The 26689-nt window shown below is 51.3% G+C and carries 22 protein-coding genes and 1 pseudogene; 11 read left to right on the top strand and 12 right to left on the bottom strand.

Going from position 1 to position 26689, the window contains the following annotated elements; genetic code table 11:
- The first annotated feature begins 159 nt into the window (after nt 1-159).
- From CTT34_RS02225 to CTT34_RS02180, 10 genes and pseudogenes are all read left to right on the top strand, one after another.
- On the top strand, nt 160-903 hold the full coding sequence (locus CTT34_RS02225; protein ID WP_254436440.1) for a copper resistance D family protein: 744 nt from the start codon (nt 160-162) through the stop codon (nt 901-903).
- Between the two features lie 282 nt (nt 904-1185).
- Nucleotides 1186-1719, top strand: a complete 534-nt coding sequence (locus tag CTT34_RS02220; RefSeq protein ID WP_159340856.1) for a cupredoxin domain-containing protein — start codon at nt 1186-1188, stop codon at nt 1717-1719.
- A gap of 14 nt (nt 1720-1733) precedes the next feature.
- Entirely contained in the window at nt 1734-2399 is a 666-nt protein-coding gene (locus tag CTT34_RS02215) for a response regulator transcription factor (protein ID WP_159340855.1), read from the top strand.
- A complete protein-coding gene (locus CTT34_RS02210) occupies nt 2386-3720 on the top strand; it encodes a sensor histidine kinase (RefSeq protein ID WP_159340854.1) in 1335 nt (444 codons plus the stop codon). Before CTT34_RS02215 ends, CTT34_RS02210 begins: the two co-directional genes overlap by 14 nt.
- 68 nt (nt 3721-3788) lie before the next feature.
- The gene (locus CTT34_RS02205; RefSeq protein ID WP_159340853.1) at nt 3789-5678 is read left to right on the top strand and encodes a copper resistance system multicopper oxidase; all 1890 of its coding nucleotides are present in this window, start codon (nt 3789-3791) and stop codon (nt 5676-5678) included.
- A 9-nt stretch (nt 5679-5687) separates the two neighbouring features.
- Nucleotides 5688-6458, top strand: coding sequence for a copper resistance protein B (locus tag CTT34_RS02200; RefSeq protein ID WP_159340852.1), 771 nt, complete (start codon nt 5688-5690; stop codon nt 6456-6458).
- Nucleotides 6459-6591: 133 nt separating this feature from the next.
- On the top strand, nt 6592-7008 hold the full coding sequence (locus CTT34_RS02195; RefSeq protein ID WP_159340851.1) for a hypothetical protein: 417 nt from the start codon (nt 6592-6594) through the stop codon (nt 7006-7008).
- Between the two features lie 220 nt (nt 7009-7228).
- Nucleotides 7229-8276, top strand: a pseudogene (locus tag CTT34_RS02190) (IS3 family transposase).
- A 109-nt stretch (nt 8277-8385) separates the two neighbouring features.
- A complete protein-coding gene (locus CTT34_RS02185; protein WP_159340850.1) occupies nt 8386-8868 on the top strand; it encodes a hypothetical protein in 483 nt (160 codons plus the stop codon).
- A gap of 373 nt (nt 8869-9241) precedes the next feature.
- Nucleotides 9242-9454 (top strand): hypothetical protein, encoded by a 213-nt coding sequence (locus tag CTT34_RS02180; RefSeq protein ID WP_159340849.1) that lies wholly within the window; start codon nt 9242-9244, stop codon nt 9452-9454.
- A 376-nt stretch (nt 9455-9830) separates the two neighbouring features.
- Here the strand turns inward: CTT34_RS02180 and CTT34_RS02175 are convergent, their stop codons facing one another.
- Nucleotides 9831-10574 (bottom strand): antitoxin Xre-like helix-turn-helix domain-containing protein, encoded by a 744-nt coding sequence (locus CTT34_RS02175; protein ID WP_159340848.1) that lies wholly within the window; start codon nt 10572-10574, stop codon nt 9831-9833.
- A 343-nt stretch (nt 10575-10917) separates the two neighbouring features.
- Between CTT34_RS02175 and CTT34_RS18365 the strand changes: the two genes are divergently transcribed.
- Nucleotides 10918-11163: a hypothetical protein gene (locus tag CTT34_RS18365; RefSeq protein WP_227404199.1), complete on the top strand. Its 246-nt coding sequence runs from the start codon at nt 10918-10920 to the stop codon at nt 11161-11163.
- Between the two features lie 149 nt (nt 11164-11312).
- Here the strand turns inward: CTT34_RS18365 and CTT34_RS02165 are convergent.
- The 11 genes from CTT34_RS02165 to CTT34_RS02115 all read right to left on the bottom strand — a co-directional run bounded on the left by CTT34_RS02165 (nt 11313) and on the right by CTT34_RS02115 (nt 26689).
- Nucleotides 11313-12493, bottom strand: a protein-coding gene (locus CTT34_RS02165; RefSeq protein ID WP_159340847.1) for an IS3 family transposase whose coding sequence is annotated in 2 segments (ribosomal slippage) — nt 11313-12226 and nt 12226-12493 — 1182 coding nt in all. Because the reading frame shifts where the segments join, the coding sequence is not laid out codon by codon here.
- A gap of 269 nt (nt 12494-12762) precedes the next feature.
- Nucleotides 12763-12969, bottom strand: a complete 207-nt coding sequence (locus CTT34_RS18660) for a hypothetical protein (RefSeq protein ID WP_162527870.1) — start codon at nt 12967-12969, stop codon at nt 12763-12765.
- Complete coding sequence (abiEi, locus tag CTT34_RS02155; protein ID WP_254436478.1) at nt 12956-13486, bottom strand: type IV toxin-antitoxin system AbiEi family antitoxin; 531 nt, start codon at nt 13484-13486, stop codon at nt 12956-12958. Before abiEi ends, CTT34_RS18660 begins: the two co-directional genes overlap by 14 nt.
- Before the next feature lie 818 nt (nt 13487-14304).
- The gene (locus CTT34_RS02150; RefSeq protein ID WP_227404197.1) at nt 14305-14730 is read right to left on the bottom strand and encodes a hypothetical protein; all 426 of its coding nucleotides are present in this window, start codon (nt 14728-14730) and stop codon (nt 14305-14307) included.
- 270 nt (nt 14731-15000) lie between these two features.
- Nucleotides 15001-15762 (bottom strand): Qat anti-phage system TatD family nuclease QatD, encoded by a 762-nt coding sequence (gene qatD / locus CTT34_RS02145; protein ID WP_159340845.1) that lies wholly within the window; start codon nt 15760-15762, stop codon nt 15001-15003.
- 94 nt (nt 15763-15856) lie between these two features.
- Complete coding sequence (qatC, locus tag CTT34_RS02140; RefSeq protein WP_254436439.1) at nt 15857-17023, bottom strand: Qat anti-phage system QueC-like protein QatC; 1167 nt, start codon at nt 17021-17023, stop codon at nt 15857-15859.
- Nucleotides 17020-17853, bottom strand: coding sequence for a Qat anti-phage system associated protein QatB (qatB, locus tag CTT34_RS02135; protein WP_159340844.1), 834 nt, complete (start codon nt 17851-17853; stop codon nt 17020-17022). The genes qatC and qatB overlap by 4 nt, the downstream gene beginning before the upstream one ends.
- Complete coding sequence (locus tag CTT34_RS02130) at nt 17853-19721, bottom strand: KAP family P-loop NTPase fold protein (RefSeq protein ID WP_159340843.1); 1869 nt, start codon at nt 19719-19721, stop codon at nt 17853-17855. The genes qatB and CTT34_RS02130 overlap by 1 nt, the downstream gene beginning before the upstream one ends.
- A gap of 492 nt (nt 19722-20213) precedes the next feature.
- Nucleotides 20214-20648, bottom strand: coding sequence for a hypothetical protein (locus CTT34_RS02125; protein ID WP_159340842.1), 435 nt, complete (start codon nt 20646-20648; stop codon nt 20214-20216).
- A gap of 322 nt (nt 20649-20970) precedes the next feature.
- Complete coding sequence (locus tag CTT34_RS02120) at nt 20971-24198, bottom strand: site-specific integrase (RefSeq protein ID WP_159340841.1); 3228 nt, start codon at nt 24196-24198, stop codon at nt 20971-20973.
- Nucleotides 24191-26689: a hypothetical protein gene (locus CTT34_RS02115; protein ID WP_159340840.1), complete on the bottom strand. Its 2499-nt coding sequence runs from the start codon at nt 26687-26689 to the stop codon at nt 24191-24193. The genes CTT34_RS02120 and CTT34_RS02115 overlap by 8 nt, the downstream gene beginning before the upstream one ends.

Here is a 26689-nt window from a genome sequence, read left to right as displayed (position 1 = left end):
GTCTGGTGGCCCTCAGTAAATAGCCTTGATGTCTGGACCGTCGCGATGATTCTCGTGGCGGCCGGGATTTACCTTAGTGCCCTAGTCGCGACGGGGGCCGTGTTGTTTCGTCTAGCGTTTCCCCGACTCCCTGATCACGACCGGAGGCGCGTCGCCCGCATGGGCATCTTTGCTGCCTGGGCGGGGGTCATTCTGATTCTGTTCCAGTGGCCTTTAGAAGCTGGTTACCTTGGGGGCGGCAATATCGCTGCTGCAACCAACCCAATGCTGCTCGGAATCGTGTTCGAGGGTGCGCCCGGGGTCCGACTAATACTGGCGGTAACTGGCTTGCTGCTGGTCCAGGCGATTCGGCTTAATAACTTAGCGCTCTCGAAATCAGCCAACAGCTTGAGCCTAGTAGGCGTGTTACTGGTGATGCTGGCTTTCGTGCAGGTGGGGCATACAGTAAACACCCCACGCCTCGTTCTAGCTGGCTTGCTGATCGTTCACCTGATGGCGGCAGCATTCTGGGTGGCCTCGCTGTGGCCGCTGTTCCATTTAGTGGGACGGGGTCACAACCAGGACAATACCGCCCACATTCTGACCCGTTTCGGGAAACTCGCTATAAGCGGAGTCGGCTTGTTGGTACTGGCGGGCGTCACGTTGGCCACGCTACTAGCAGGCGGTCTCACGCCACTGCTCACCACGGCATATGGACAGTTCTTGATTGGCAAGGTATTGATTGTGGCGGTGCTACTGTTATTTGCTGCCGCGAACAAGTGGCGGCTTGTTCCGGCCTTTGAGAACGGCGACGCAACAGCCCCAAGACGGTTACAGAGAAGTATTGCACTGGAGATGGTGCTGGTCGCGGTTATCTTGTTGATCACGGCGGTGCTGACAAGAGTGTCATCACCGAATGGGTGACTAACAGGTCAACCACCTTGTTGAGCCATTCCAGAGATCGACCATTAACGTCGCCTTCTTGTGGGCCGTACTCTGAGGTTTAGGCGGAGGCTGCCATAGGCAATTGCACCAAAAAGACGAAAAGTCATTGCTGCAGCGTTGACTCTAATCAGGGGGTCAGGATCCATCATCATGTTAGCAATGCTTTTGGGTAGCAGATCATATTTTTACGTTAGGTTCAGGCTCGTTTCAGGTTAACACCGTATAAAGAACAAGTGACACTAACCTCTGAGGTAAATGACCATGCGCAAAATCTCCTTAACAACGCCTTTGTTTGCCCTTTCACTAAGCTTGATAACGAGTGCGGCATGGGCTTCGCCCGGCCAAGGCAGTGGTGACAATGGCCTAACCGAGGCTGACGTTGACCGCACGATCAGCCTTGAAGCTGGCGATATGTGGTTCGACCCTGAAGCGCTAGAAATGGCGGCAGGGGAGGTGGTTAAATTTGAAATTACTAACACCGGCAATCTAGAACACGAATTTGTGATTGGTAGCAAAGAAGCCCAAGAAGAACATCGCCAGATGATGCTAAACATGGCCAATGGCGGAGGCCATGACATGTCGAATATGGCACACGGTGAAGGCCACGATATGTCCAATATGTCAAACGGCGATGGTCACGATATGGCCAATATGAGCATGGAAGGCGTCACCATTGCGCCTGGTGAGATTGGGTCTCTATTATGGCGTGTTCCTGATAATGTTAACGAGCTAGAGTATGCCTGTAACATTCCCGGCCATTACGAATCCGGCATGTACGGCAATTTTTCTCTCTAATCTGACGTATATCCATGAAACTGTTGCTACTCGAAGATGATGATTTGCTAGCGGAAAGCTTAGCAGAGAGTCTCAAAGACAACGGTTACCTGGTGGATTTGGCCGCTTCATTGAAAGCGGCCAAGTCGCTTATGGCAACCGAGCATTATGAATTGGCTATCTTAGATATCGGTTTGCCAGATGGCTCGGGGCTGGATCTGCTCGCCCAGTGGCGCAAGCAAAAACGCGACACGCCTATTTTGATTCTGACGGCCCGCGATACCTGGGAAGATAAAGTCATTGGTCTTGAAACGGGAGCCGATGATTATCTGACCAAGCCCTTCCACGAAGCAGAACTGATGGCCCGCCTGAAGGCCCTGCTACGCAGGCAGTCTGGTCAGTTATCTCAAGTGATCACGCTTAACGGCGTTTCGTTGGATGGTGCTGGTCAACGAGTGTGTCTAGAAGGTGAAACGTGGCGTTCGCTCACGGCGACCGAGTTTCGGTTACTGCGCTACTTAATGCTGCATCCTGATCGCATTCACTCTAAAGAGCAGCTACTAGAGCAGCTCTATGCCTTGGATCAGGATGCCGCCGCGCCTAACTTGGTCGAAGTCTATGTCGCTCGTCTGCGCCGTTATCTAGGCAAATCAATTATCCAAACTCGCCGCGGCCAGGGGTATTTCTTTGCTTCACATTGATCGGCGCAGTTTACGTTTTCGACTACTCGCCTGGCTAGGTGGCGTGGCGCTATTCGTGGTGGTGACGACCTGGCTACTGCATGGCATATTGTTACAGAATCTTGCTCGGGATTTTTTGGGTGAGCGTCTTCAGCGCGAAGCCAATCATGCGGTCGCACAGCTAGAGCAGGACCAAACGGCTGTCCCGACTGCGCTAGACTCGGTTAGCCAAGGCTATCAAGTCTTTCATCATCTCTACGTACTCCGCTTTAACGGCTTGATCAGCGCTTCTGACCCACAGTGGCAACAACAGCTAGCACCTTTGCTAAATGAAAGCGGCGATGCCCTAATAGACGTGAATCGCGGAACGCAGCACATGCTCGTCTACCGACGTCATTTTGAGTGGCAGGGCACACAGGGTGTGCTGCTAGTGGGTGAGGATTTTTCTCAAGTAGAAGCAGGGCTTGCAACTTTGCACTGGTGGGTAGGTGGGATTGCCGCTGTGCTTTTAGGGATGCTCATCATACTCAATATGCTAGCGGTTAACCGTGGACTCACGCCACTTTGGCAACTGCGTCAACAACTTGAAGCCTTGCGATCAGGCAAACGTGATCGCTTGTTATTAGTAGCCCCTTCCGAGCTAGATGAATTAGTCGACCAGTTGAACTGGTTTATGGATGATATCGATCATCGATTACAACGCTCGCGGGAATCAGTCGCCAATCTTTCTCATGCTTTAAAAACCCCGCTGGCAGCAATTACCCAAGTACTGCGCGGCAATCGGCCCATTGATGAAAACCGACGGCATAAACTGCTCAGTCGTATTGAAGATATTAACGCTCAGTTAGCTGCAGAGCTGCGTCGTTCGCGTATTGCAGGGCCTAACGCGGGGCGAATGGCGAACGTCACGCGAGATAGTTCACGACTCATCGAGATGTTCCGCAGCCTTTACCCTGAGCGTATCTTCAACCTCACCCACTCGGCAGGCGAGAAAGACCTAGTGCCTATTGAGGCTCACGACTTTTCTGAAATATTAGGCATCGTGCTCGATAACGCTGGCAAATGGGCGAATAGGTGCGTTAATTGCGATATTGCCGTCTCCGCTACCACACTCACGCTCACCATTGATGATGACGGTTTCGGCGTTGCAGAAGAAGATCTTTCGCGCTTAGGAGAGCGTGGCACACGATTGGATGAACGCCGTCCCGGCTACGGCTTAGGCCTGTCGATTCTTGCGCAGTTAATTGCCCGCTACTCAGGGCACTCGCGTTTTGAGCGTAGTCCACTGGGTGGACTGCGCGTTACGGTTACGTTGCCTCTTGCAGTTGAAGTGATTAATTAATCACTTTTCAGCTTTGATTCAGCTTCTTCCATCAAGATGGTGCCATTCATCATTGATGGGAGTTACACATGGCACGCTCAAGCATCATTTCTCACCCGCTTTCTCGCCGGCAGGTCCTAAAAGGCGGCGCTGCCCTAGGAATAGGTTCCGCTGCCGCAATGGGACTAACCCCCGCCTGGGCAACCCCCTGGGGCCGCAGCAATGTCTACGCGCAGGGCGTCGAAGAAGGCCCCGAAGTATCACTGGCCATCCGTCGCGAATCACACCCGATTGATGGTCAGGAGGCGACCCCCATTACCATCAATGGCACCAGCCCAGGCCCGATGATTCGCTTACAAGAAGGGCAGGACGCGGTGCTTCGCGTCACTAACCTGCTTGATGAACCTACTTCTATCCATTGGCATGGCCTCATCCTACCGCCGGAAATGGATGGTGTGCCTGGTGTCAGCTTTGCCGGTATCGCCCCTGGTGAAACCTTTACCTATCGTTTCCCTGTCCGGCAGAACGGCACCTACTGGTACCACAGCCACTCAGGTCTGCAGGAACAGCTAGGCCATGCGGGGCCGCTGATTATCGACGCCGCCGAGCGCGAGCCTATCCGTTACGACCGTGAGCATGTGTTACTGCTCACCGACTGGACCTTTGAAGAACCGATGTCGGTGTTCCGTAATCTGAAAACCATGGAAGGCTATTACAACTTCCAAGAACGCACGATTGCTGATTTTTTCGCCGATGTTCGCGAAAAGGGTTTCTCACAAACCGCCGAGATGCGCGGTATGTGGGCCCAAATGCGTATGAGCTCGCGGGATATCGCCGATGTCACCGGCAGCACTTATACCTACCTGCTCAACGGCCACTCCCCCCAGGAAAACTGGAACGCGCTGTTCAAGGCCGGTGAGCGGGTACGGCTACGCGTGATTAACGGTTCGGCCATGTCTTACTTCGATGTCCGTATACCTGGCTTGAAGATGACCGTGGTAGCCGCTGATGGCCAGCCGGTGCAACCCGTTCCTGTTGATGAATTCCGTATTGGCGTGGCGGAAACCTACGATGTGCTGGTTTCACCTGAAGACGACCGGGCATACACCATCTTCGCCGAAGCCATGGATCGCAGCGGCTATGCTCGCGCCACGCTAGCCCCACGTGAAGGCATGCAGGCGGAGATTCCTGAACGCCGTCAAATTGCCGACCGCGGTATGGAAGCCATGGGTGCCCACGGTATGGGCGGGATGGATCATTCTGGCATGTCAAATATGGCGGGGATGGACCACTCCGGCATGTCGAATATGGAAGGTATGGATCATTCCAACATGTCGGAAATGGATCGCTCAAACATGTCGAATATGGAAGGCATGGATCATTCCAGCATGGCGGGGATGGACCACTCCAGCATGTCCAACATGCAAGGCATGGATCACTCTAATATGGGTGGCATGGCGGGTGAACAGGCGAAAATCGGCGAAAATGGCTTGCTCGTTGCCGGTGAAGCCCAGCCCGGCTCTCGATACGACCAGGCGGGCATCGGCATCGACTCTGATGAACGTCGTGTTTTAGTCTACCGCGATTTAAAAGCCTTCACGCCATGGCCTGACCGCCGTGAACCAGGCCGTGAGCTTGAGCTGCACCTGACCGGTAATATGGAACGTTATATGTGGTCGTTCGACGGTAAGAAGTTTAGCGAAGTGACCGGCCCCATTCATTTTGAGAAAGATGAGCGACTGCGCCTTATCCTCATTAACGACACCATGATGGAGCATCCTATCCACCTCCACGGCATGTGGATGGAGCTGGAAAACGGCCAGGGTGAATTGATTCCGCGCAAACACACCCTGAATGTGAAGCCCGGCGAACGCGTGTCAGCGCTGATCACCGCTGACGCCGAGGGCAGCTGGGCGTTCCACTGCCACCTTCTCTATCACATGGATGCCGGCATGTTCCGCGTTGTTCAGGTTTCTTAAGGAGGCAGTATGAAAACCAAGCACTACTTAACCCTCGCCAGCGCCGCCCTCGGCATGGCCGCCGCCACTACCGCTTTTGCCGAAGATGGCTATGCAGCTCCGGATCACTGGCCAGCACCCACGATGGAACACAACATGGGCATGGGGCTGTTCGACCGGCTTGAATACACCGTTCCCGACAAAGGCCAAGACGCCGTGGTATGGGACTTTCAAGGCTGGTACGGCGGTGATATCAACCGCGTTTACCTAAAGTCAGAAGGCGAGAATGTCCAGGGCGATGGGGAAGATGCTGAGTTTGAGTCCTTGGAACTACTTTATAGTCAATTAGTGGCTGATTTTTGGGAGCTACAGGGGGGTATCGGTTACCAAGGGGGGGTATTCTCCGATGATCACGCCGAACGCACCTATGGGGTTATCGGCCTACAAGGGGTGATGCCCTATGGCATTGAAACCGACGTTGCTATGCAAGTGAGTGAAGATGGTGATGTCGCCGCCAGTTTTGAGGGTGAATACGATCTGCGCCTGACTCAGCGGCTCTACCTACAGCCGCGCACCGAAATTGCCGTGGCCGCCAGTGAGGTGGAAGAATTTGGCGTGGGCGAAGGGCTTAACTCCGTTCGTGCTGGCCTGAGGCTAGGCTATGAAGTCACCCGCCGCTTCGCCCCCTATATCGGTGCTTATTGGGAGAAAGAGTACGGCGACACTGCAGATCTCACCCGCGCAAGTGGCGACAACACGGAAGACACTGGAGTTGTTGCAGGTGTTAGACTGATGTTCTAACAACTCTGGTAATGGATAACTTTTAACGTCACCAAATGGTGGCGTTTTTTTTTATTTTTTTATTTTTAAATTCAGCTTCATTTCAAAAACCACAGCTAATATAAACAAGTCATCAACCACTGGAGTAATTATCATGAAAGTTAAATCAATTATCTTTGGAACGCTTGTAGCCAGCATTCTTTCAACCCCTGCATTGGCTAACTATGGGACGACTACCCAAGATCTGCCCCTACTTGAAAGAGGCGTCTCTTCTACACAAGTGCTTGCCCAGGGCCAATCAAAGCGTTTCAATATTAACATTGAACAAGCGACTACGCTGAAGGTGGCAAGCGAGCACTTTCCAGGCGCAACCAGCACTGGCAACCGTATCTCTGCTGTGCTTTATAATGCAGCGGGACAGCAGGTAGCAGAAGCATCCAACCCACGTGGTCATTTTGAAATGGTCCGCCAACTGCAGCCAGGCAATTATCAACTTGAAGTGACAGGCAATGCACTTGGAGGTACTAAAGAAAATGACAATAACCGATATGAGTTACATGTTGACTATTAATATGTAGTCACTATTTAAGATATTGGGCCAGCCTTTATGCTGGCCCTTTTATTTAACATATATTTCTATCGTTGAAGAAACCTATTCGTAACCCGACGTTACCCCCCGATTGAGTAGCGCTACACTTTAGAGTCCGATCCTATGCGTAAGGAGATTGGACATGAAGAAGCGTTTCAGCGAAGAACAGATCATTGGTTTCCTGGGCGAAGCCGAAGCGTGACTGCCCATCAAGGAGCTATGCCGTAGGCACCGTTTCTCAGAAGCCACTTACGATCTATGGCGCAGCAAGTTTGGCGGCATGAGCGTACCCGATGCCAAGCGACTCAAAGAGCTCGAAGCCGAAAATGGACGCTTGAAAAAAGCTGCTCGCGGAGCTATTACTAGAGATGGAGGTCACTCGCGAGGCGCGGAGAAAAAAGTGGTGAGTGCCCCTGCTCGCCGAGATGTGGTGCGCTTTATGGTGACACGTGGCCTCAGTGAGCGCCGAGCGCTCCTTGTCATCCGTGTGAGTGCCAGTGCATTACGCTATCAATCGGCTCCTGACCGTAATGAGGCATTGCGTGAACGCATTGTTGCCTTGGCGCATCGGCATCGTCGCTATAGCGCTGGCATGATCTACCTGAAGCTGCGTTAAGCCGGTGAACAGGTCAATTATAAGCGCGTCGAGCGCCTCTACGCGGCGGCTCGGTTGCAGGTAAAACGACGCAAGCGCAAGAAGGTGCCCACCCATTGGGTCGTCCTGGCGCCGCCAATCAGGTCTGGTCAATGGATTTTGTGTTTGACCGTACCGCAGACGGGCGAGTGATAAAGCACCTCACCGTTGTCGACGACGCTACCCATGAAGCCGTGACTATTGTGCCTGAACGTGCCATTGACGTGCTGTCGTTAACACGGCTTCTGGATCATCTGGCTTTATAACGTGGCCTACCTAGCGCCATTCGCACGGATAATGGAAAAGAATTTTGTGGGCGCGCCATACTGTCGTTGGCGCATCTACGTGGCGTTGCACTGTTTTAATCGAGCCTGGAAAACCCAATCAAAACGCCTATATCGAATCATTCAATGGGCGCTTTCGAGATGAATGTCTGAATGAGCATTGGTTCATCAGTATTCACCACGCCAAGGTTGTCATCAAAGCATTGCGGCGGGAGTACAACGAAGAAAGACCGAAGAAGAGTCTTGGAGGGCTAACTCCTTCCGCCTATGCCGAGCAAGTGGTGGTAAAACACGATAAAGTTACTTCTAACTCTAAACCTGGGTGCTACTGAAGGTGGGGTGACATCGCTAGAATATGTAAGACCTTTCAAAAAAAATCAATAGAAAAATCAAACATGAGCCATATCTTAATCTAAGGAATGGTCATTTAACGGAGGAAAAATGGGAACAACGAAAGATATAGGCCAAGCAATTTTCGCGTACCGTGCTTTCGATTTGCGCGACCATTTTCCTCAACCTTTAGAGACCTTTCGTGAAGCCCTGGAGTGTTTACAAAGCGATGTTGCCTATATGGCCGCAATGAGCGGAGAGATCATAGCGTACTTGCGGGGCGGAGGGTCGATAAAGATTCCTGATGACTTTTTCATTTATCGTTCAGACAATAGTATTGATCTCTTGGGCAAAGAAGAGAACGATGCTATTTGGCTAGCAGTGGAAGCTTGGCTCCTTGAAAGGTTGGCTCAAATTAGTGCTGATTTATCACCACCCGAACCATCACGTTTAAGGCCCTACAAGCTTGAGCTACTTCTCGACCAATGTGACGCGAATGCTGATGAAACAGATGACGTATGCGCTTGGCGTGATCTAACTGAAGTAGGACGGGAGCAGCTTGATGAATGCGCTGCACCTAAAAAGCTGTTATAAATATTGTTTGTCATCTGACAATCGAATTGTTTGGGCACATTAACTAACGCTGGCAATCATGATCAAATGATCTGAAAAATGGCTAAGAAGTAAATTTCTACCCTACTCTGAGAAAGAGCTGGTGACCAACCTCACACCACAATCCGCCCATGCTGATGAAATAGCCTTACTCGCACCTAGAGAACTTGAACCTAGAATTAGTACGGCTGTGGGTAAAACGTCCTCAAGAGATGCACGAATGGATGCATGGTGAGGTCTAAAATCGAGTGACTGCATTGCCAGCAGGAAAAATGAATGGCAATGGAGCATAATGCCAAGAAATATGCCTTTACCATGGTTATAATTCATGAATATTTTGAAGGAGGTACGACTGATGGCAGCAAAAGACGTTGATCACTCCCCCGGTGCAGCATCTCGTCCTCTTCGCATCACCACTCCTTCCGGGGAAACGTATGTACTGGGCAAAACGACAAGACCCGAGAAAGAACAGAATATAGAAGCATTGCTACAAGCAAGGCGTAGAGCGCATGAGCGTGCACGCGATGTTATTTTCGAACATAGAAATGAGCTGCTAAAAAAAACCTAGCAGACATCGAAAAACAAGAGCTAATTGCTTTAGCCCTAACGAAAATCGACGAGATTCTCCTGTTCGAGAGGCATTTACCAGACATCCGCCAATTGGTGAGCATGGCCCAGACACACATAGCCGAGGCGGAGACATCAAACAAGCCTCTATGGCCAGTCTATAGAAAATTGGCTAAAAACCCAGATTAAGCTCTATCAAACGCTAATTGAGGCACTTAGGATCCAACCGACAAGGAGTTGTTGATCTTCTTCTTGGGCCCAATTCTATAAGATCCTCAGCAGTACGATGGCCTCTCTGTTAAGAGTTGTTTAATGGTGTCGTTTTTAAATTTCAGCGCTACGAGAATGATTCTCGAAATCCATGGCTATGGAGTAATTCAAGCCAATCCAACTTTCCGTTGGGCGTCAAGATAGTCTCGAAGAGAGCGCAAAGCCGATAAGCCACCGCGATTCATCAGCTCCATGGGAGAGAGACCACTAAAAGGGGCGTTATCGTTCAAGTCATGAAGCCACCGTTGCCGGTCTTCTACTTGAGGAAATAGCAATGTTAACGACCGATAGATCCCTAGGAGGTTGGATGCACGTTCAAGCTGCTCAGCTGATAAGTTTGTCTGTAAAGGCGTAGCTGCCCACTCACGATAACTATCGATATTAATTTTTAGAAGCGCTGCCATGTCTGTATCAGACAGCCTCCATTCATGAGCAATCGTTGGGAACGTACGCATCACTGCAACACTTGTTTCCGTACTATTATGCGCCGCAATACGATCAGGACGGCGGTGCTGACGCCATTCTATCCAATCGATCTCATAAGCCAGTGGGCCATCCTCGTTTTCAACCACTGGGCACCCGGCACCAGTGAGATAGCTTATAAAACCGTCTTGGAGCTTTGGTGGTACCTCATGAACTCTGATATAGCGAGTGCCCGTCGGGGCAATGTGTGTAGGAACTTCTCCTGGCCTCACGGCATTGGTTGGCTCCAGGAGATCGGCTTCCCAGTGCTCACTGTCCACCGGCTCAAACGGCTTATCGTAATGCTGAACAGATCCGTTTAAACGCTCAAAAGAACTTCTAGCATTGCCTTCGACAGTAGGTCTTTGCGGATCGTATTTTTGCGACATAGTGATTTTCTCCTCCCAACAAACCTACCCATCTTATCCTCTCAAACGCTTACGCGGTTTCTTGAAAGTAGACGGTCTGGCATTACCCTTCGACAGCGGTATGTTAACGGTAAGCGCTTAAAAATATGTCCGGAAGACTGTTGCTAAATCAGTGCTGTGACAGCATAGGCACACAATGTGATCCTAGGGATATCAACAACAAAAAACTACCGGTTTCCAAAGAGCAATCTATAAAACATACATCGTGGCGCTTCACGTAGTACCGGGCGCTTGGCCATATTCTCGACTATGGAGAGCCATGTAAGCCAGCATATGCTTCAAGGAGGAAGCCACGAATCGCTACTTGGCCGGTGCCATCGGCGGCCTGCTCGCCACCATTCCCATGACCCTTGCCATGGAGGCACTCTATCGGCGACTCCAACGAGAAGAGCGCTACCCGTTGCTGCCGCGTGAGATAATCCAGAATCTTCTGCAGAAGGTGGAGGCGGATGGGCTATTGGACGAAGAGCAGCATGTCGAGCTAAGCCTTGTCAGCCACTTTTGCTATGGTGCTTTCGCTGGGGCGCTATACCCCGCCACACGCCAATGAATCGCACATCCTTTGGTCTACGGCAGCGGCTACGGCGTGGCGATATGGGCAGCGAGCTATTTCGTCTGGTTTCCGGTGCTGCATATCCTCTCGCCGCCTCACCTTCATCCAGCCAATCGCCGCCGGCTAATGATTGCCGTTTGTAGTGGTCAAGTAAAACTGGCCACCGCTTTATAGTTAACCCAGTACTTTTCCTCTGCCTGGTTCGGACTCATAGCACCGTTATGCTGGTGAGGCCTAAGCTGGCTGTAATACCCGATTAAATAGTTCACGATATGATGCTGCCCCTGCAAGAATGAGCGATAGCCATACGTTGGCACCCATTCAACCTTTAAGCTCCTGAAGAAACGCTCCATTGGCGCATTATCCCAGCAATTACCACGTCGGCTTAGGCTTTGTTTTACCTGGCATTTCCAGAGTGTCTGACGAAACTTACGGCTCGTATAATGACTGCCCTGGTCGCTGTGGAACATAACCCCTTTTGGCCGCCCACGGCTCTCATAAGCCATTTTCAATGCGCTGCTGGTGAGTTCGCTATCGGGCGATAACGACATCGACCAGCCAATCGTTTTCCTAGCAAATAAGTCCATGACAACGGCTAGATAAGCCCAGCGTTTGCCAGTCCAGATATATGTGACGTCGCCACACCAAACGCGGTTGGGCGCCTCAACGTTAAACTGACGCGCTAAGTGGTTCGGTACCTCAACATGTTCATCACCTGTTTTCTTGTAGGTGTGCCCAGGCACTTGGCAGCTAATTAGGCCAAGCTTTTCCATCAGGCGGCCAGCGCGATAGCGACTTAACGGCACATCCTGCCTTGTCGCCATCTCTGCGATGCTGCGCGCCCCTGCAGAGCCTTCGCTCTCGCGAAAGAGCTCTCTGACCTTGGCTATTTCCTTAGTCTTCGTGGCACACACAGGTCTTTTTGAACGTTGTCTCCAGTATTTAAAGCTGCTGCGATGCACGCCAAACACGTCACACAGTTTTTTTACCGGGTAGCTCGTCTTGAGTTTCTCGATTAGCGAGAAGTGTTCAGGGAGTCCGACATCAAGAGAGCGGTAGCCTTTTTTAGGATGTCTTTTTCCATCTCAATGTCACGGATGCGCTTTTCAAGCTCGCGAATCCTGAGCTGATCGGGTGTCATGGGCGTTGCTTTAGGGCTTTGGCCATCACGCTCTTGGCGTAACTGACGAACCCATTTATCCATGCTCGAATACCCCACATTCATGGCTTCAGCCGCTTCACGAACCGTGTAGTGTTGATCGACGACTAGCTGTGCTGCTTCGAGTCGGAATTCAGGGCTAAAGTTACGTTTTGGTCTTGTTACCATGCTGCCACCTAGTGATGTCTTGGTGCATATTAGCACCTCTAAGTAGGTGGCCAAATTCACTATGCCACTACAGTTCATCTGATGTGGGGGGCCAGCACCGTATGGATTTACGAATGTCTGGCGAACCGACTGGATGCCTCCCCTCAACAACAGCTGATTTAGCCACGCACAACTTGCAGGCTAGGGACGCTACAGCCAAGATTCTCCTGCATCTGCTCGCTGCCCCAGTTGATGAAGTCGATCACCCCGAACTCGTAGGCTTCGGAGTATTAGCCCGGGTCGTAGCCTTCGAGTTGATGCCGCGTGGGTTCTCCTCGGCTAGCCGCTACGTGTATCGCACTCTTCGACGCTGGAGCGAATAAAATGTCGAAGTGCAGACGTTCTTTTTCGAGGACTTGCTGCATCGCATTGCGTCCGGGATCTTCCATTGCCATGTCAACGAGCTTGGCAAAACCCTCAGGCTCAATCCTGGCCATGGATCATCTCCACATCTACTAAATAGGTATTTCGGCCCACACGTTTGAGATCTGCCCAGGCAGCGTCAGGCGTCGCCATCTTGAGCGGCCGCCCAATGTCACGCATGCGCGGCAGCAGCTCGATGATGGGCCTGCTTGTATGCGTGAACTCAATGGTTCCATAAGGGGTGCGGTGCGTCCCTTTACGGCCTGTTGTCATAATGGTTAGGCGATCGACGGGGATTTGTGAGATGGCCCCATACTCTGACAGGGCTGACTCTAGCGAGACGTAGCTGTACTCCCCTCGGCGCATGGCCCGAGCGATTCGTTCCAGCCGATAGGAGTCGGGAGTACGCGAAAGGGAGTAGCAATAGACTCCCCTGGCTACGCCTTCGAGAATGCCATGCTTACGCAGTCGGTTGATCCCTTCCTGAAGGGTTTTTGGGCTGTCTTCATGAAATATCTTTGCCAGGTCATTTCGCGTGAATACGCTTCGCCCGGTTTTGTCCCAGCTGTCCAGTCGCTGCAGAGCTGTCATCTGTTTCACAGGTGTACACCAACACTATATATTTATAGTCTAGGCGTACAGAAGTGTACGCGCAAAACTGACCATGATTCCTAAACTACCGACATCTAGCGATTGCTCCGATCCAGTACCAAGAAAGCGATTCACACCAACCTCTCAGGCCGGTTTGAGCCCAGTGCATCAACGATTACTAAAGCGTGCGTCTTAGGAATTTGGATATGACGTAGGATACAGCGACTCCCAATAATATCAGAAACACCACCTCCAGCAGCGCTGTTGCCGTAAGGCAAACAGCAATGCCGATTAGCCTGTGCAATGGGGGATGCGCCAAAATAGGGGTATGACGGTTCTGCCCCATAAATATAATAATAAGGAAAAGAGGTGGTTGTCGCGAAGGATAGGATTTTGCTAGGCGCCGTTTGTCTCACCGGCTTGGTAGCGATGATTATTCTGGCTTTCTGAATGACTTGTGAGTGGTGGTAGGACAAGCCTGCTGTTGATTCGGGTGTAGCTGGCTTAATGAGGTATCAAGTTGGCGCGTTCTTGCAGGTGTGTGCGGTTTTATTTTGGCTTGGCTTCCACCTATTTGGTAGTAAACCTCACCACAAAACTTCCAATACAGATTGATCGAGGGAAAGTACCCTGAGTAACACCGACCCCAGTGAAAGCATAGTCCTATGGGCTTATAGCGGCTGCCCTATCACACAAGACAGACCTCACTTGCTGCGGGAAGCTTTTTCCATCCAGTTAAGGACAGAGACCTCATTACCTTGTTGGATCGATTGAGGCGTGTCGATCGTTGTTGCCAATATTCCTGATCGTTGTACTCACTACCCGTGCAAGATTTCTTGAACCTCATCAAGAGCGGCGTCGATAACGAGATCAGGATCTGTGGCTATCAGATTCTGAGGTTTTAGCCCGCCAAGATAGCTATTTGCCGACTGGAACCAAAAGGCCATTCCCCACCCGCTTTTATCATCTTTGAAGATGTCGATGATTTTCGACATGACGCGGTATGGTCTGTAGCCAGCATCTTTCTCAAGCCCAAACGCAGGATAGTATTCGGTACCATGGTCGTTAATCGTAAAAATGTCACCTTGTTGTTTCCACTGCGCAGGATGAACACAGTCACTACGTGAGCTGACGCCTGGCAAATGCAATATCTCATCGACAGTTAACCAATCGCCGCTTTCCGTCACGGCTCGACGCGATCTTGCTTCCATCTCTGCTTCACGCAAACTAGTTGGTGTGGTCATATGCTTAGGCACCCTTATCTTGGGTATATGTTCTGGTCCATTATTCTGGGGATTTTGCAAATAAGCTAGTCATCGCGTAATTGACAGTCGTGGTAATCGAGGCTAACCATGCACAAGCGGCCGATGATGGAGAACGACTAACACCTTACTGAGTTCAACCTACTCGTGAGAAAGTGATGGCTAACGGCAACCATCGCACGCTCAATTGACAAAAAGAGACTACCAGCTACACAACCACTCATCTTAAGGGTTATAGCTGCAACTTATCTATTAAATGAGACTTGCCGCTGCCGTAGTACGGCCCATCTGATCAAGCAATACTTTGGCATTGCTAATCAATTGATAGTGAACATCTATCAATGGCATTGCCCAAGCTTTGCTAAGCAGACTGGACGTGATTTCGAAATCCCATGGCATCACGGGTTGATCATCTAACTGTGCAAAGGGACCATCACTTTCAGGAACGACCTTTTCCTTCGGAAGCTTTTTGGCCAATGCCTTCCCGGCCGCAGAATGGAAAGCTGCTGGGCCAATGCTGAACCAGCAGCCTTGCGCCGCGGCGGCTTTAAGCTCCGATACCGTTCCGGTGAACCAATGCAAAACCGGGATACCGTGGTCAGGGAACTCTCTAAGTAGCGTTAACACGTCTGGAACCGCCTGCCTCGAATGGATACTGAGCGCTCGCCCACCCAAGTCATGACATCGCTTCACGGCAGTAGCAAAAACTTGCTTCTGCTTTAGGTAGCTAGAGGCAAACCTCTTGGAGCCATCCAAACCGATCTCACCGACAGCATTGGCACCATCAATCAGCTCTATGAGAATATCCAACTCCTGAAAACGATCGCCAGCGATCTCAGGGTGCAGGCCGGGGCTGATCAACATTGACTCGTGATGACTGAGCACCGAGCTCGTTGCCTGGAAGGCTTTCGGGCTCGTAGTTACTAGCCAAGTGAATAAGTTACGACGCAGTGCCTCGGCATGCACTTCTCTAGCTTTGGGATAGAGATCTACGTGACAATGAAAGTCAATCAAAGCAACTGATCCTGAGCAAGAACGGCTTCCAATTCAGCAAGCCCCTGCTTGAGGACTCGGCGATAGCCTGGACGCTCCTCAATTGATGCAAAAGTCAGTGTGCCCCCAGGAATCGATCCAGTCCTCTCTGCTTGGCATCAAGCACAGCCAGAGCTACTGCCATAGGGTCATCGGGGCCACCGGACTTATCGCTGCCTACTACGGATGGAAAACGATAGTCGGTGGTATCGGATTCTGGTTCCCAAGCCAAGAACGCAGCGCGACGAATCAGGCAAGGTACACAACGACCACAGTGCTGACGATTATAAGTCCTGAACCGCCCGCAGCTTGTGGAGTCTGAAGCCAACTCTCTCAACTTCTCTGGATCGAGGCAGCCTCGCATCATCTCGCCTTTGGTTTGCAAGCGATAAGGCAATACCAGCTCCACAGATATCCCCAGTTCATCAAGCACATTCTGGAGCATGCCAATGAAGAGCGGGTGAGTTGTGCGTGTACTCAGGCTCGACACTCGTCCAGGTACCAACGGAGGATTAATACAGATAAAGCCATTTTCAGGAATGTAGATCTGCGGCTTAGGCAAATTGATCTTTGTAGAGGCGAGCACGGCAAACGCGTAGAAAGCCAAGGACCGGGCACGAGTTGACGATTCCCGCACACCTTTGAAACTTATGCCGTGGCTCCACTGATAATGTGAGCCAGTGCCTGCCAGCAATTTAGCATAGCGTCGCTGCCGCTCCGAGTCCTTATGCGCAAGCTGGGAAACGAACAAAGGGCGCTTTTCTTCAGTCACTAAATTGATGCCCCCAATCAGGCTATCGAGCCCACCTGATAGCAAAGAAACGCAGTCGTTCTGGAGATAGTCACCATCTCCCTGAGGAGGCTTAGCCCCTGCATCATTAAAAATTAGGGTCCAGTAGTCGCCAGTCAAAATCTTTAGCATTTCCTCAAGATGTTGCTTGAGTGGTACCCACCGCAGCGGTTCACAAAGCCCTACAGTGAGTTGGATCGTGCGCGTCCACCCGTCTGCACTGGTATTTCTGGGGCTGGCCAAGTCAGCACTACAGACCGCAAGACAAAACTGAACAAAGTCCCAAACTACCGGTGATGGCCGGAATCCCGCTCGCTTCAGTGTTCCATGCCAACGGTTGGCAATTGCGCCAACATCATTGCGTTTGGCTCCTTTAAAATACGAGAAAACTCTCTCACCTGCTTGCAGCTGCTGCGGTATTCGATCCACGGTGGAGCATAAAATCTTGTTCATTCGGCAAATACCTGCAAAGCAGATTGAAGGACTGATTGCGCCAAGTTCTTAGGGTCTGTATGTGAGGCTTTTTTCTCCTCCAGGGTCACCCGTACCTCTGCCCAGACCCACTCTCTTATGTCCGTTCGGCGCTCTTGGATCTGGGCTGGGTCATGCTTAAGTTTTTCGTAGGTCTGCCCGAGCTGCATATCGATGCGCTGACAGATTTGATTAGCAATTGTCAGACCAATCACTTCGGCAATTTGAGCATCTGTTAAATCAAAAATATCGACGTTCGGGTGGTTCTCGTAGAGCTTGGCTAGCGCATTAGTACCTGCGTCACGCAAAGATTCTTCGTCAATACTACCCGAATCTGAGATAACCTCTTTTAAGACCTCAAGCGCCAAGTCAGAAGCGGAAAGATTGGCCGCCCTACAGCGTGCGACCCAGTCCGTTACTCGCGGATCCGTACCATCTCGAACTGCTTCGAGGAACTGGCCGAGAGCCCCGGCTCCTTTTGCTGTGCTACGCATAGTGGAAGCAGCACGGCTTGCTCCTCCCATTCCTTTTGACACCATGCTCCGGATAGCACCACGAAGATTGTCGCGATTGCCATTTTTTAGGTAAGAACCCATTTGCGATCGCGCAGGACCAAAGCGACGATCTGGAGCAATAACATTCTCGCCTGCCACAGGCGAATCACTGTCAGGCGCCCCCTCGCCAATGCCTTGTTCAGGATCTGACTGTGTTTCACCATCAGGATTGCTTGGTGCCGCTCCATCTGGAGCGAGCCATTCTGGGTCAAAAGGAGATCCTGCACGGCCACCACTACTAGATGTTGAAGTCCCCATCAGCGCTTCGCCTTCAAGTTCACAATCGCATTCTTAGTTGTCTTAGGCAGTTCGTTAAGATCCTTCCAACGATCTAAGACCTCGTGCGCCCATGGTTGGGCACCTAGGGTGGGAATAATGCCGGGCCCGACTTGCTTTAGAGGGGCTTGTTCTAACAAACTGGCTGCTTTTTTTCCAATTTCCGGAAAAACCTTGCAGCACTCAATAAGCATCACAATTTCATCATTGCGCTTCCAATTGCGAGTGGTGCTACAGCTCAGCCATGCTTTGGACATCGCCAGTTCGGTCTGATCAGGCCCAATCTTGTTCATAAGGTCTGTGAGGGATTTATGCCCACTAGTGGCAGTCTTTAGAGCATCACGAAGTTTTCTTGAGTCAGGCGTCATGTTGTCATCGCCAAAGTCACGCGTGCCCGAGTCACGGCTCAGGTGAAGCAATGGGCGTAAATCTTCAGTACCAAGTGCAGGTGGCAAATCGAGCCACTGACGAGTAAAAGGGTTGTCCTTGAAAGGCTCGGGCAACCGAGCCTGGCTTGCAGCAGCACTCTCTGCTTCAGCAAGAACCTCTACTCGACCGTCATTGTCCGAATGCACCTGTCCAGCCAACGCTTCAGCTAGAGTTTCATCACAACGCTCAATAAGGTGCCATTTCGCCAATGCAGCGATATCTAGCTTGATTCCCTGCGGCGCAGAAAGAGCCTCTCGTAGATAAACTGTGTTTAGGAAGCGCTTCATAAGCCGAGGGTTAGCATTGACTGCTGATGAGCGATGAAGCAGAGACGCCAATCCCTCTGCGAGATTCATCAAGCTTCTCAATGTTTCGTCTGTTCCGACTAGTTCATAGAGAAACTCTTGATTGATCGTATCGCCTCTCCAGCTGTTTCTCAGTCTTTCGGGAATAAGCTTGAGCGCGCTTTCGAACTTCTCTTTAGTGAAAGTACCAGCCTTGGCCTCTCGCTCGAGCAAGAGCAGTGCCAGGTAGGCTTTTGCCTCATTGAGACCAAGCCGCGGAACGTGAAGTGGAACCTGGATGAGCTTGTCAAAGTAATTGGTGGCGACGTCACTCGAAATCCCAGCCCCATCGAAATGAACTTTTACCGCTGCCTTAATAAAGTCGTTATCGGCAGCAACGACGAATGCGCTGCGGGGGATAAATAGCAGCAGGCGAATAGACTCCAGCGTTGAAATAGCAGTTTGTGGAAGGCACCGATCCAAATCATCGACAAAAATGACCAAGGTGACTTTTAGGTCGTCGAGAAGGCTTTCCAGCGTGTCACGGAAGGCTTGGATATGAGCCGGCATGGAAAACGGCTCACTCGGTCTCAATAAACCCGCCGCCGCAGCCGCGATACCCTCAGCATCCACGTCTACCTCTTGTGTTTTTCTTGCGTCCGTAGAAAGGAAGTTAACGATGGAATTGAACGTTTTGCCGAGTGCTCCAGCCGGAATGCCAGTCGTTAATGTCAGTGCGGCTTCACCGCTCAACTGAGCAATCCTGAGGAGGTTGATACGACGCCATAGCTCATCAACCTTATCTGCTATGGTCTCGTTTTCTTTCGCAAGCCGAACAATCTCGTCACCTACGATTTGAAGCAGAGCACTTCGCGCAGATTCAAAATCCTGATATAGCCACGGATTGAAAGTTAGCACGACGAAGGTATTATCTGGTTTTTCGCTTCCATCTGATTCGGATAGTGTGTGCAACCGTGCAGCAACCATCTTTATCAAAGATGACTTACCTGCTCCCCATCCCCCAGACACTCCAATGGAAATAGGAGCGCCATTTGCGCGCTTAAGCATACTCGCACAAGCATCAGCCACTACGCCAAAATTCAGGTAATCAATAGCCGTCTCATTGTCATGCCACATGGCTGAACATCCGTTATCCAAGATGCGTAGCAGGCAAAAATTTCTCGCCACCAAGGGATCAAACGTAACCGGAGCAGCTGCTAATTTCCATTAAAAAGTCTTAGGAATTTCCAACCTAATGTTCGAATGGGTTCCTCTTGCGTATATTAAAAGCCCAGTTAGCCTTAGATTCACACCAAACTCGCCTGCGCAATCCTCTCGCTTCATTTAGCCTTACACCAAAGCGATAAGCGCACGGCAATACAAACTGAAGTAAACATGCAATATCAGGGTCTCGTTGAGATGTTTCTATCCGTTGTTCCGGGAGCATCTCAGCTCTCACGTGCCGTCCTTGTTCTGCAACGGGAAGCTCATCCCAGTCAGGCTCTTCAATACCTTGTAAAGCGGCTACGCTATGAAAAATGGCTAAAATAGCTCATATCTCTTAACTGGATTTTTTGCTAGTCAAACAAACCTGCATAAAAACGGTGGCCTCTTTGCTACCTAGTACCATCAGATCGACATCGTACGCCAGCTCCTCAAAAGCTTACACAATACCCCCCAGTAGTTATGAATATTACTGTTTTCGAACGACTTAGAGCGCCTTCCTGTCCTTCCTTTGCCCATCCGGATAACCGACACAATCCAGATCACCAACAGCGTGATGGCACTACTTAACTTACCGCTTCGCTGTGTTACCAGTTGCTCCATTGATTTTGCCGTTACCCTGGCTTGCGGCTTGGTATAGTCATCCAGTATCTGTTTTAACTCTTTGAAAAGAAAAAGAGCCTGCTGATGCAGCTCATGTTTCTCATCACGAGCTCTTAAAATAGCAGGCAGCGTTGTGGTAACCATCGAATGAACGGTGATGACTGGCGGCTGTGGAAAAATTAGCGATTTGCCGTGCACAATATGAATTTGAGCTTGTATGAGAAGGCTGGTGGCCACTGTCCGTCCTGCTAACGCGCCAGACACAACGCCCGGCAACCCTAGAAGATTTGCTTGATCGACAATATTGGCCGTTTGCTAGCCCGGATTTCATATAGCTCCTCAGCAAGTAACGCACTCAGGACGCAATACCACTAAAAATCTATTGGCTCTGCTTAAATCACCTACTTTTTACCACTTCCTTTCGTTCAGACACACCTTACCCCTACAGCGCCGGGCCGGGGCGACAACTCCCCCTTGATCAACCAGCCTAACGATCATAGATAGCAGTCCATGTTATTAATGGCTTACTTGTCTGACTCTTCCATTTCGGATTCTGCACTTATAAGCTCCGAATACGCTTTTTTTCTTGCAAGGGCTTATTCTGCTGTTCATGCCTGGCCACTGCAGCCATCACGATACATGCCAACACCAACACATAGCGCGCAGGGTACCCACTATGAGAACGCTTATTTTGGTTAACAACATAGAACTTCACATTCCCCGTACCAAGCGGCTTGTTGAAGCGGGATCCCATTGACTTTAATTGCCACTCGACCTTGTGATAATGCGACGGCAGTCGTTTCTTCCATTCACTGAGCTGCTTTTTTGCAGGAAGAGATGATAGAGCACTAGGTATCACCTCAATGACAGCTTTGACGCCAGCATCTAAACTCACCACCCAACTCACAAAGTCCAAACCGTCATCGACATCACGAATCCATACATGCCCGTCGGTGGCACGGTGGTAGCGATAGAAGAAGCGAAGATGTTTACGAAGTACATCGGGGTGATGCTCAAACCATTGCGACCAGATCGCTTGGTACATCGCATACGCCACCGGACGTTCTGCAAGCGAGTGCGGCATTGGAAACCGGGGAGGTGCACTATTACTCGCCGCTGGCTGCTTGCCTTTGGTGAGCCGATAGTGGCGAAAGGCACTCTTCCCTTGTCGTGTGCGTGCGGTCAGCACTCGTACCGCGCATGAAATTAACCCTTCTGCCTCGCCGTCACGAAGATTAAAGATACGCTCAACGTCTTCAAAACTCCTCTTATGCAAGAGGTCTAAAGCGGCTGCAATTTGTTCCAGCGAGAGCTCGCTCAGGCCTTGGCGTTCAAGGAGAACCTTATCTGGTAGTGCCGGATAGGGCATAACATCCTGCTGCTCTACATCAATCAACGGGCACATCGGAAAGGCCTTCTGGAGCCATAGAGGCGGCCGCTCACCGAAGCGCTCTTGCCATTTACGTAGGGTCGCCGATTTAACCTCAATCAATCTATCCAAGGCTTCCAATTGAGCAATCGCATGGCTGGGAAGGCTGCCCTCTACCGAGTTAGATTTTTGGTGGCAATAATGATCAGACAATAGGCAGTTAAAATGTAAATAGCTACGAAGAGTTACTTCGGGGGATGCATGCCCCATCACTTGGGCTATGAAATACAGCCCTGAGCGGGATGGGCCATTAACCACTTTCTCCCATAGAGCTGCATGATGTTGAGGCACTGGCCACGGAACCTCAACACCATGAAAAGAGAGCAGCAAATAGTTAGCCAGCGAGTGGCGCAAATGATGAAAGCGCAGGCTTGGATCACCGGTGATACGCCGCATGCCTGTATGAATTTCCGTCTGCACTATGTCATCTCGCAATGGAGATACAGAATTACCCCCCTCGCCGAACAGCATGACACGACCATGTGTTGCCACGCTGTGCCGTTTGATGACAAAGGCCTTAAAGTCATCTAACTCAGTCTCTGTCAGCAAGTAGTGCAAGGGCAGCTGTCGGCGTGAATCATGACTCTTGATGGCAACATAGGCGTTATTGCGAATTAGAAGGGTAACGTCGGTATGTTCCAGCATCTGATTCAGCAAGATGTCATCTAGCTGGATAGAAAGAGCCTCACCTATCCTAAGTCCTGCGCGAAAACCGAGTACAAATATCCAGTAACGAATAGCACCCATCGCACTGGCCGCCTGGGAGGCCAGGTAACCCGACACTTGACGGTACTCTTCTTCCGATAAGCAGTTGGCATCGGCATGATGTGACACCGCCGCGCCGTCTCCGCTGAACTCCATGTACACGTTGGCCAAGCCAAGATCAGCGACAAGAAACGTATGAAACGAGCGCAACACTGTCCAACGATAGCTGCGATTTTTCTCGGTCTTCGCCTGCTCCACCACGCACTGATAGGCTTCGACTAAGATAGCAAGCCGATCCTGATCGACTAATGTGTCCCCCATTGCCTGTAAAAGCGGCATGCTGATACCGAGATATTTATACAGGGTCGACTGCTTGCGTTTTTTTGTGCGGTGCAGAAAAAGCAACCAACGGCAGAGACATTCGACAATGGGCGCCATCTGTTGAGAGGCGGTAACGGCATTCTCTAGTTCTCGGGCAAGCTGCCCATAGCCTAGGCGTTTCTCTTCCCTGCGTTTGTAGAGGATGTCATGCAGCAACTTAAGCAGCTTGCGTCCCTCATATAACGGCTGATCACGGCCAAGTTGCTTCGTCGCCATCGGTGGGAGCCCGGTTTCAACTACTGTGGCCTCATCGCTTACCTGATTAGCTTCCTGTTTCGCGTGTACTCTGTACCCACCGCAGAGCAACTGCTGCCAACGGGCCTCGGCAAGCGAAGTACCCTGCTGCTTGCCAAGCGCACTATTGACCAGATAAGCAGGTACATGCAGTCGAAAAGCGGTCGCAGCATGCTCCTGACACTCTGAAAGTGTCAGCGCCTTCGCCCCTATAGCACGACAAAAATGGAGCCATGATGTCTTTGTCAGCATCTTGGCCTGCTGATAGCCATTTACCTTCTCACCAGGATGGCCAAATTGCTCGATATGACGCATCAAGACGGCTAATGTCGACACACCCAAGTGCCAGCGACTGCGTGGAGGTACTTTGCCAGGCATGTCACCCGGCACCATCTCATGCAAAACCAGCCAGGCAAACGACTTATACACGGCTAATGTAGAGGTGGCTAAAGGCAGTGAATTCAAAAACTTGGTACCCAGCAAACTATCACGCGTCATAACACAATAAAGAAACAGCCCCCAGCTGATCATTTCGGGTTCGAACCTACGGTGTCCTTGGTCCGCGTTGTCGTGCAAAAGAAGTGCCTGAAAATCTGCTTGTTGAATCGCGTAGTCGGCATATCGGCACCAGTCACGGTAATAGCTCATTGCTTCAAAGGATGAGGGCGTAAAGACACTTGCCGCGGGCCTGACCAAGTGCAGCGGTGCTGGAACGACCACTTCCCACCCTAGTTCCTGCTGCCCACGCCGCAACCCAAGTGACAAGAAGTTGATCTTGTTCCGCATTTCCACGACAGAACCACTGTCGGTTGTTTGCAGGGTCTCCTCCCACTGCTGGGTGGTCTCGGGCAGCACCTTGACACCATACTGACCTCGAACCAGGCCGGGATGCGCTTTCTGTAGCAGTTCAAGTACTGCCATTTGGTGGCGACGCCTATTTATTAAATGCTGTCTGTGACGCGCCTCGGCACCGCCGGCTCCTTCTGGAACTTTTATCAACTTCCAGCCGCTCCAAACCTCCTCGACCTGATCAGACATCCGCTAGCCCCTGCTGAACCGTCCACCCTGCTTCGCGGCGCATTTTGCTTAGAACCGGCGCTAATTCTCGAAACATCTCAACGGGAGACAATGTGGAGAATCCACCAAACGGCTCCTGACCTTGCTGGGCATGCCCCAAGAAAGCGTTGACCAGCTCACCACGGACGCCTTCGGCGCGAAGGGTGCTGCGCAGATAGTGCCGACTGGCGTTGATTGGTAATGTAAAAATAGGTACTTGCTGCCTCAGATTCTCCGGTGAAAGCTGCACCACCTGCCAGCTGTCACTAATAAAGAACATCAGCGGTACGTTCGGCCGTGGCTCGCTCAGCACCGCATCTAGGTGCTCATAAAGGGAGTTACGCTGATACAGACGGGCCTGCAAAACTTCCAAGTGATAGGCATAACAACGTAGCTGCTCAAGCACCTCCGGCAACAACCAGACCACCCTCGCTTGGCTCATCGCTTCGTCGTCTTTGTCGGAGATCACCAGAAAACCTGTATCAAAGTCGATTTCCCGCCAACGAAAAACCAGGTCATTGACAGCCCTGTAACCGGTCGCAAAAAGAATCCAGAAAGCCATATAGGCCACGTAATGATTGTGCACCTGCCGCCAGCTCTCCTCGCCGGGTGCCAGACGCTTTGCTGCCCGCAGATCATTCTTAAGATGTTTGACCAAACGAGTCAGCAACATCGGCTTGAGGTTCAACTTACTGCCGTGGTCGCCACTGTTCGAAACGGGTTGCTGAAAGGCATAATAGTGTTTCTCTTCGACGCTCAGGTACTTATAGATACTATTGCGTAGCGATACGGCCGCTTCATGATAAAGGGCCTCAAGGTAGCCAGCTGGAACGCTGTAATAATGGGCGGCCACATCAGCGATGGTGAAACGTTGCCCGGTCAGCAGGTAAGCGTCTACCCAGTCGCTGGAGTGACCAACAATCTCATCGAACAGGGCCTGACTGATCCGCAGCGGTGTTAGCCGCATACGATGGGCACGGTTGGCTTTCGACACCGCCGCACGCATTGCACCTTCAATCGCTTCACGGCGGTGTTCGGGAAACAATCCACGGTATTTTGCTCGCCCCTTTCGCGCTAACCCAAGGTTTGAGATAAACTTGCCAATCCGCACGGGGCTTGCGACCACTACCACGTCATCTACCAATGCAGGCGTGCTAGCACCGGCCGTATAGAGCAGCGTTTTCGCGTCGTCCTGAAGGCTGTTGCGCCACTCCGGCGTGGGAATCGGCAACACGAAAGCGTGCTCGTCAATCAGAAAAGCGAGCACTTCCTTGCGGTGTTTCGGCAGCTCACCTTGATGGTTGTAGACGCGCATTCCCAGTAGTTGCTCGACGGGTCGCCCAAGCCAGATCATCAGCAACAGTAGCAGGCCAGCATAAACACCTTCTGCATCACGTTGCTCAAAACGTCCTCGCCCAGTAAATAGCTGAAAGGCGAGTTCCGCCGCCGTCGCCAACTCGACCCGACCGAGACTCGCATAGCGATAGAAAAGGCGCTGATTAGACTGACTGATATGCTTGATTCGGCTTTTCTGGCGCCTGATCAAATCCCTAAGATCAAAGCCTAACGTAGGTGATGCTATACTCTCCGTAAAGGAAACGGCGCGCAGCTTCTGGGTCTCTTTAGGATGTAGCCCCGCTGTGCGCTGGCGCCCCTGAGACTGTTCGTCGCCGATCGACTCCGAGAACTGAACCGATACCTCAGGTCCTTCTCTATCCTCATCATCACCGTCCGGCAACACCACCTGCCGTTCAACTAGTCGACCTGATCGGCCACCTCCTCCTCCACCTTCCCGTGTTTTGCCTTTAAGGCTGAGCACCTTACGAACGAGCAGTTCAATGCCAGCCAGGGATTCACGAACCTCATCACCTTCACCTACTCCTTCAAGCAGATGTTTCTGATAATAGCCTTTAAGAGTGGTATCAGTATCTACTTGCTCCAGTAGCGAAAGGGCCTTCTTGCCTTGACCAATTGTGCGGATATCTCGGCAGGCGGCAGTTATCTCAGAACCAATACGTTCTTGATGCCGCCTTCGCTGAATGGCCGAGCACGCCATGACAACACCAGTATGCTGCCAGTAACCACCATGGTCGTAGCATTCAGAGCCAGGCGTCAGAATCAGCATGGCCCATTCGGGATGGTCATTAATAATGCCTCGCTGTTTGCCTGATCGATCCAGCCACTCGTCTGGACAGCTATAGGGATTTGATGCTTCCACTGAAGTAACAAGCTGACCTATCAGCGGCAGATAGTTTAAAAGACTCGCCTGCCCTTCTACCTCATCTCCTTCCTCAAGGTTCTCCCGTAAGCCCTCGATCTCCTGAATCGCTTTCAGTGCACGCTGCAGGTTGCTCATGACTAATACCAGATGGGTCAAACTGGCAGGCGCTTCTAAAAGGGAAAGCAGGTCCTCTACGCGGTCTGCCGAAGTACCACTCAATTTTGCTAGTTGCTCTAGGCCAGTATCGCTCAT

The organism is Halomonas meridiana, from assembly GCF_009846525.1.
Taxonomy (GTDB): Bacteria; Pseudomonadota; Gammaproteobacteria; order Pseudomonadales; family Halomonadaceae; genus Vreelandella.
The sequence above is the reverse complement of the archived record's forward strand: the minus strand, read 5'-3'. Positions and strand labels throughout refer to the sequence as shown.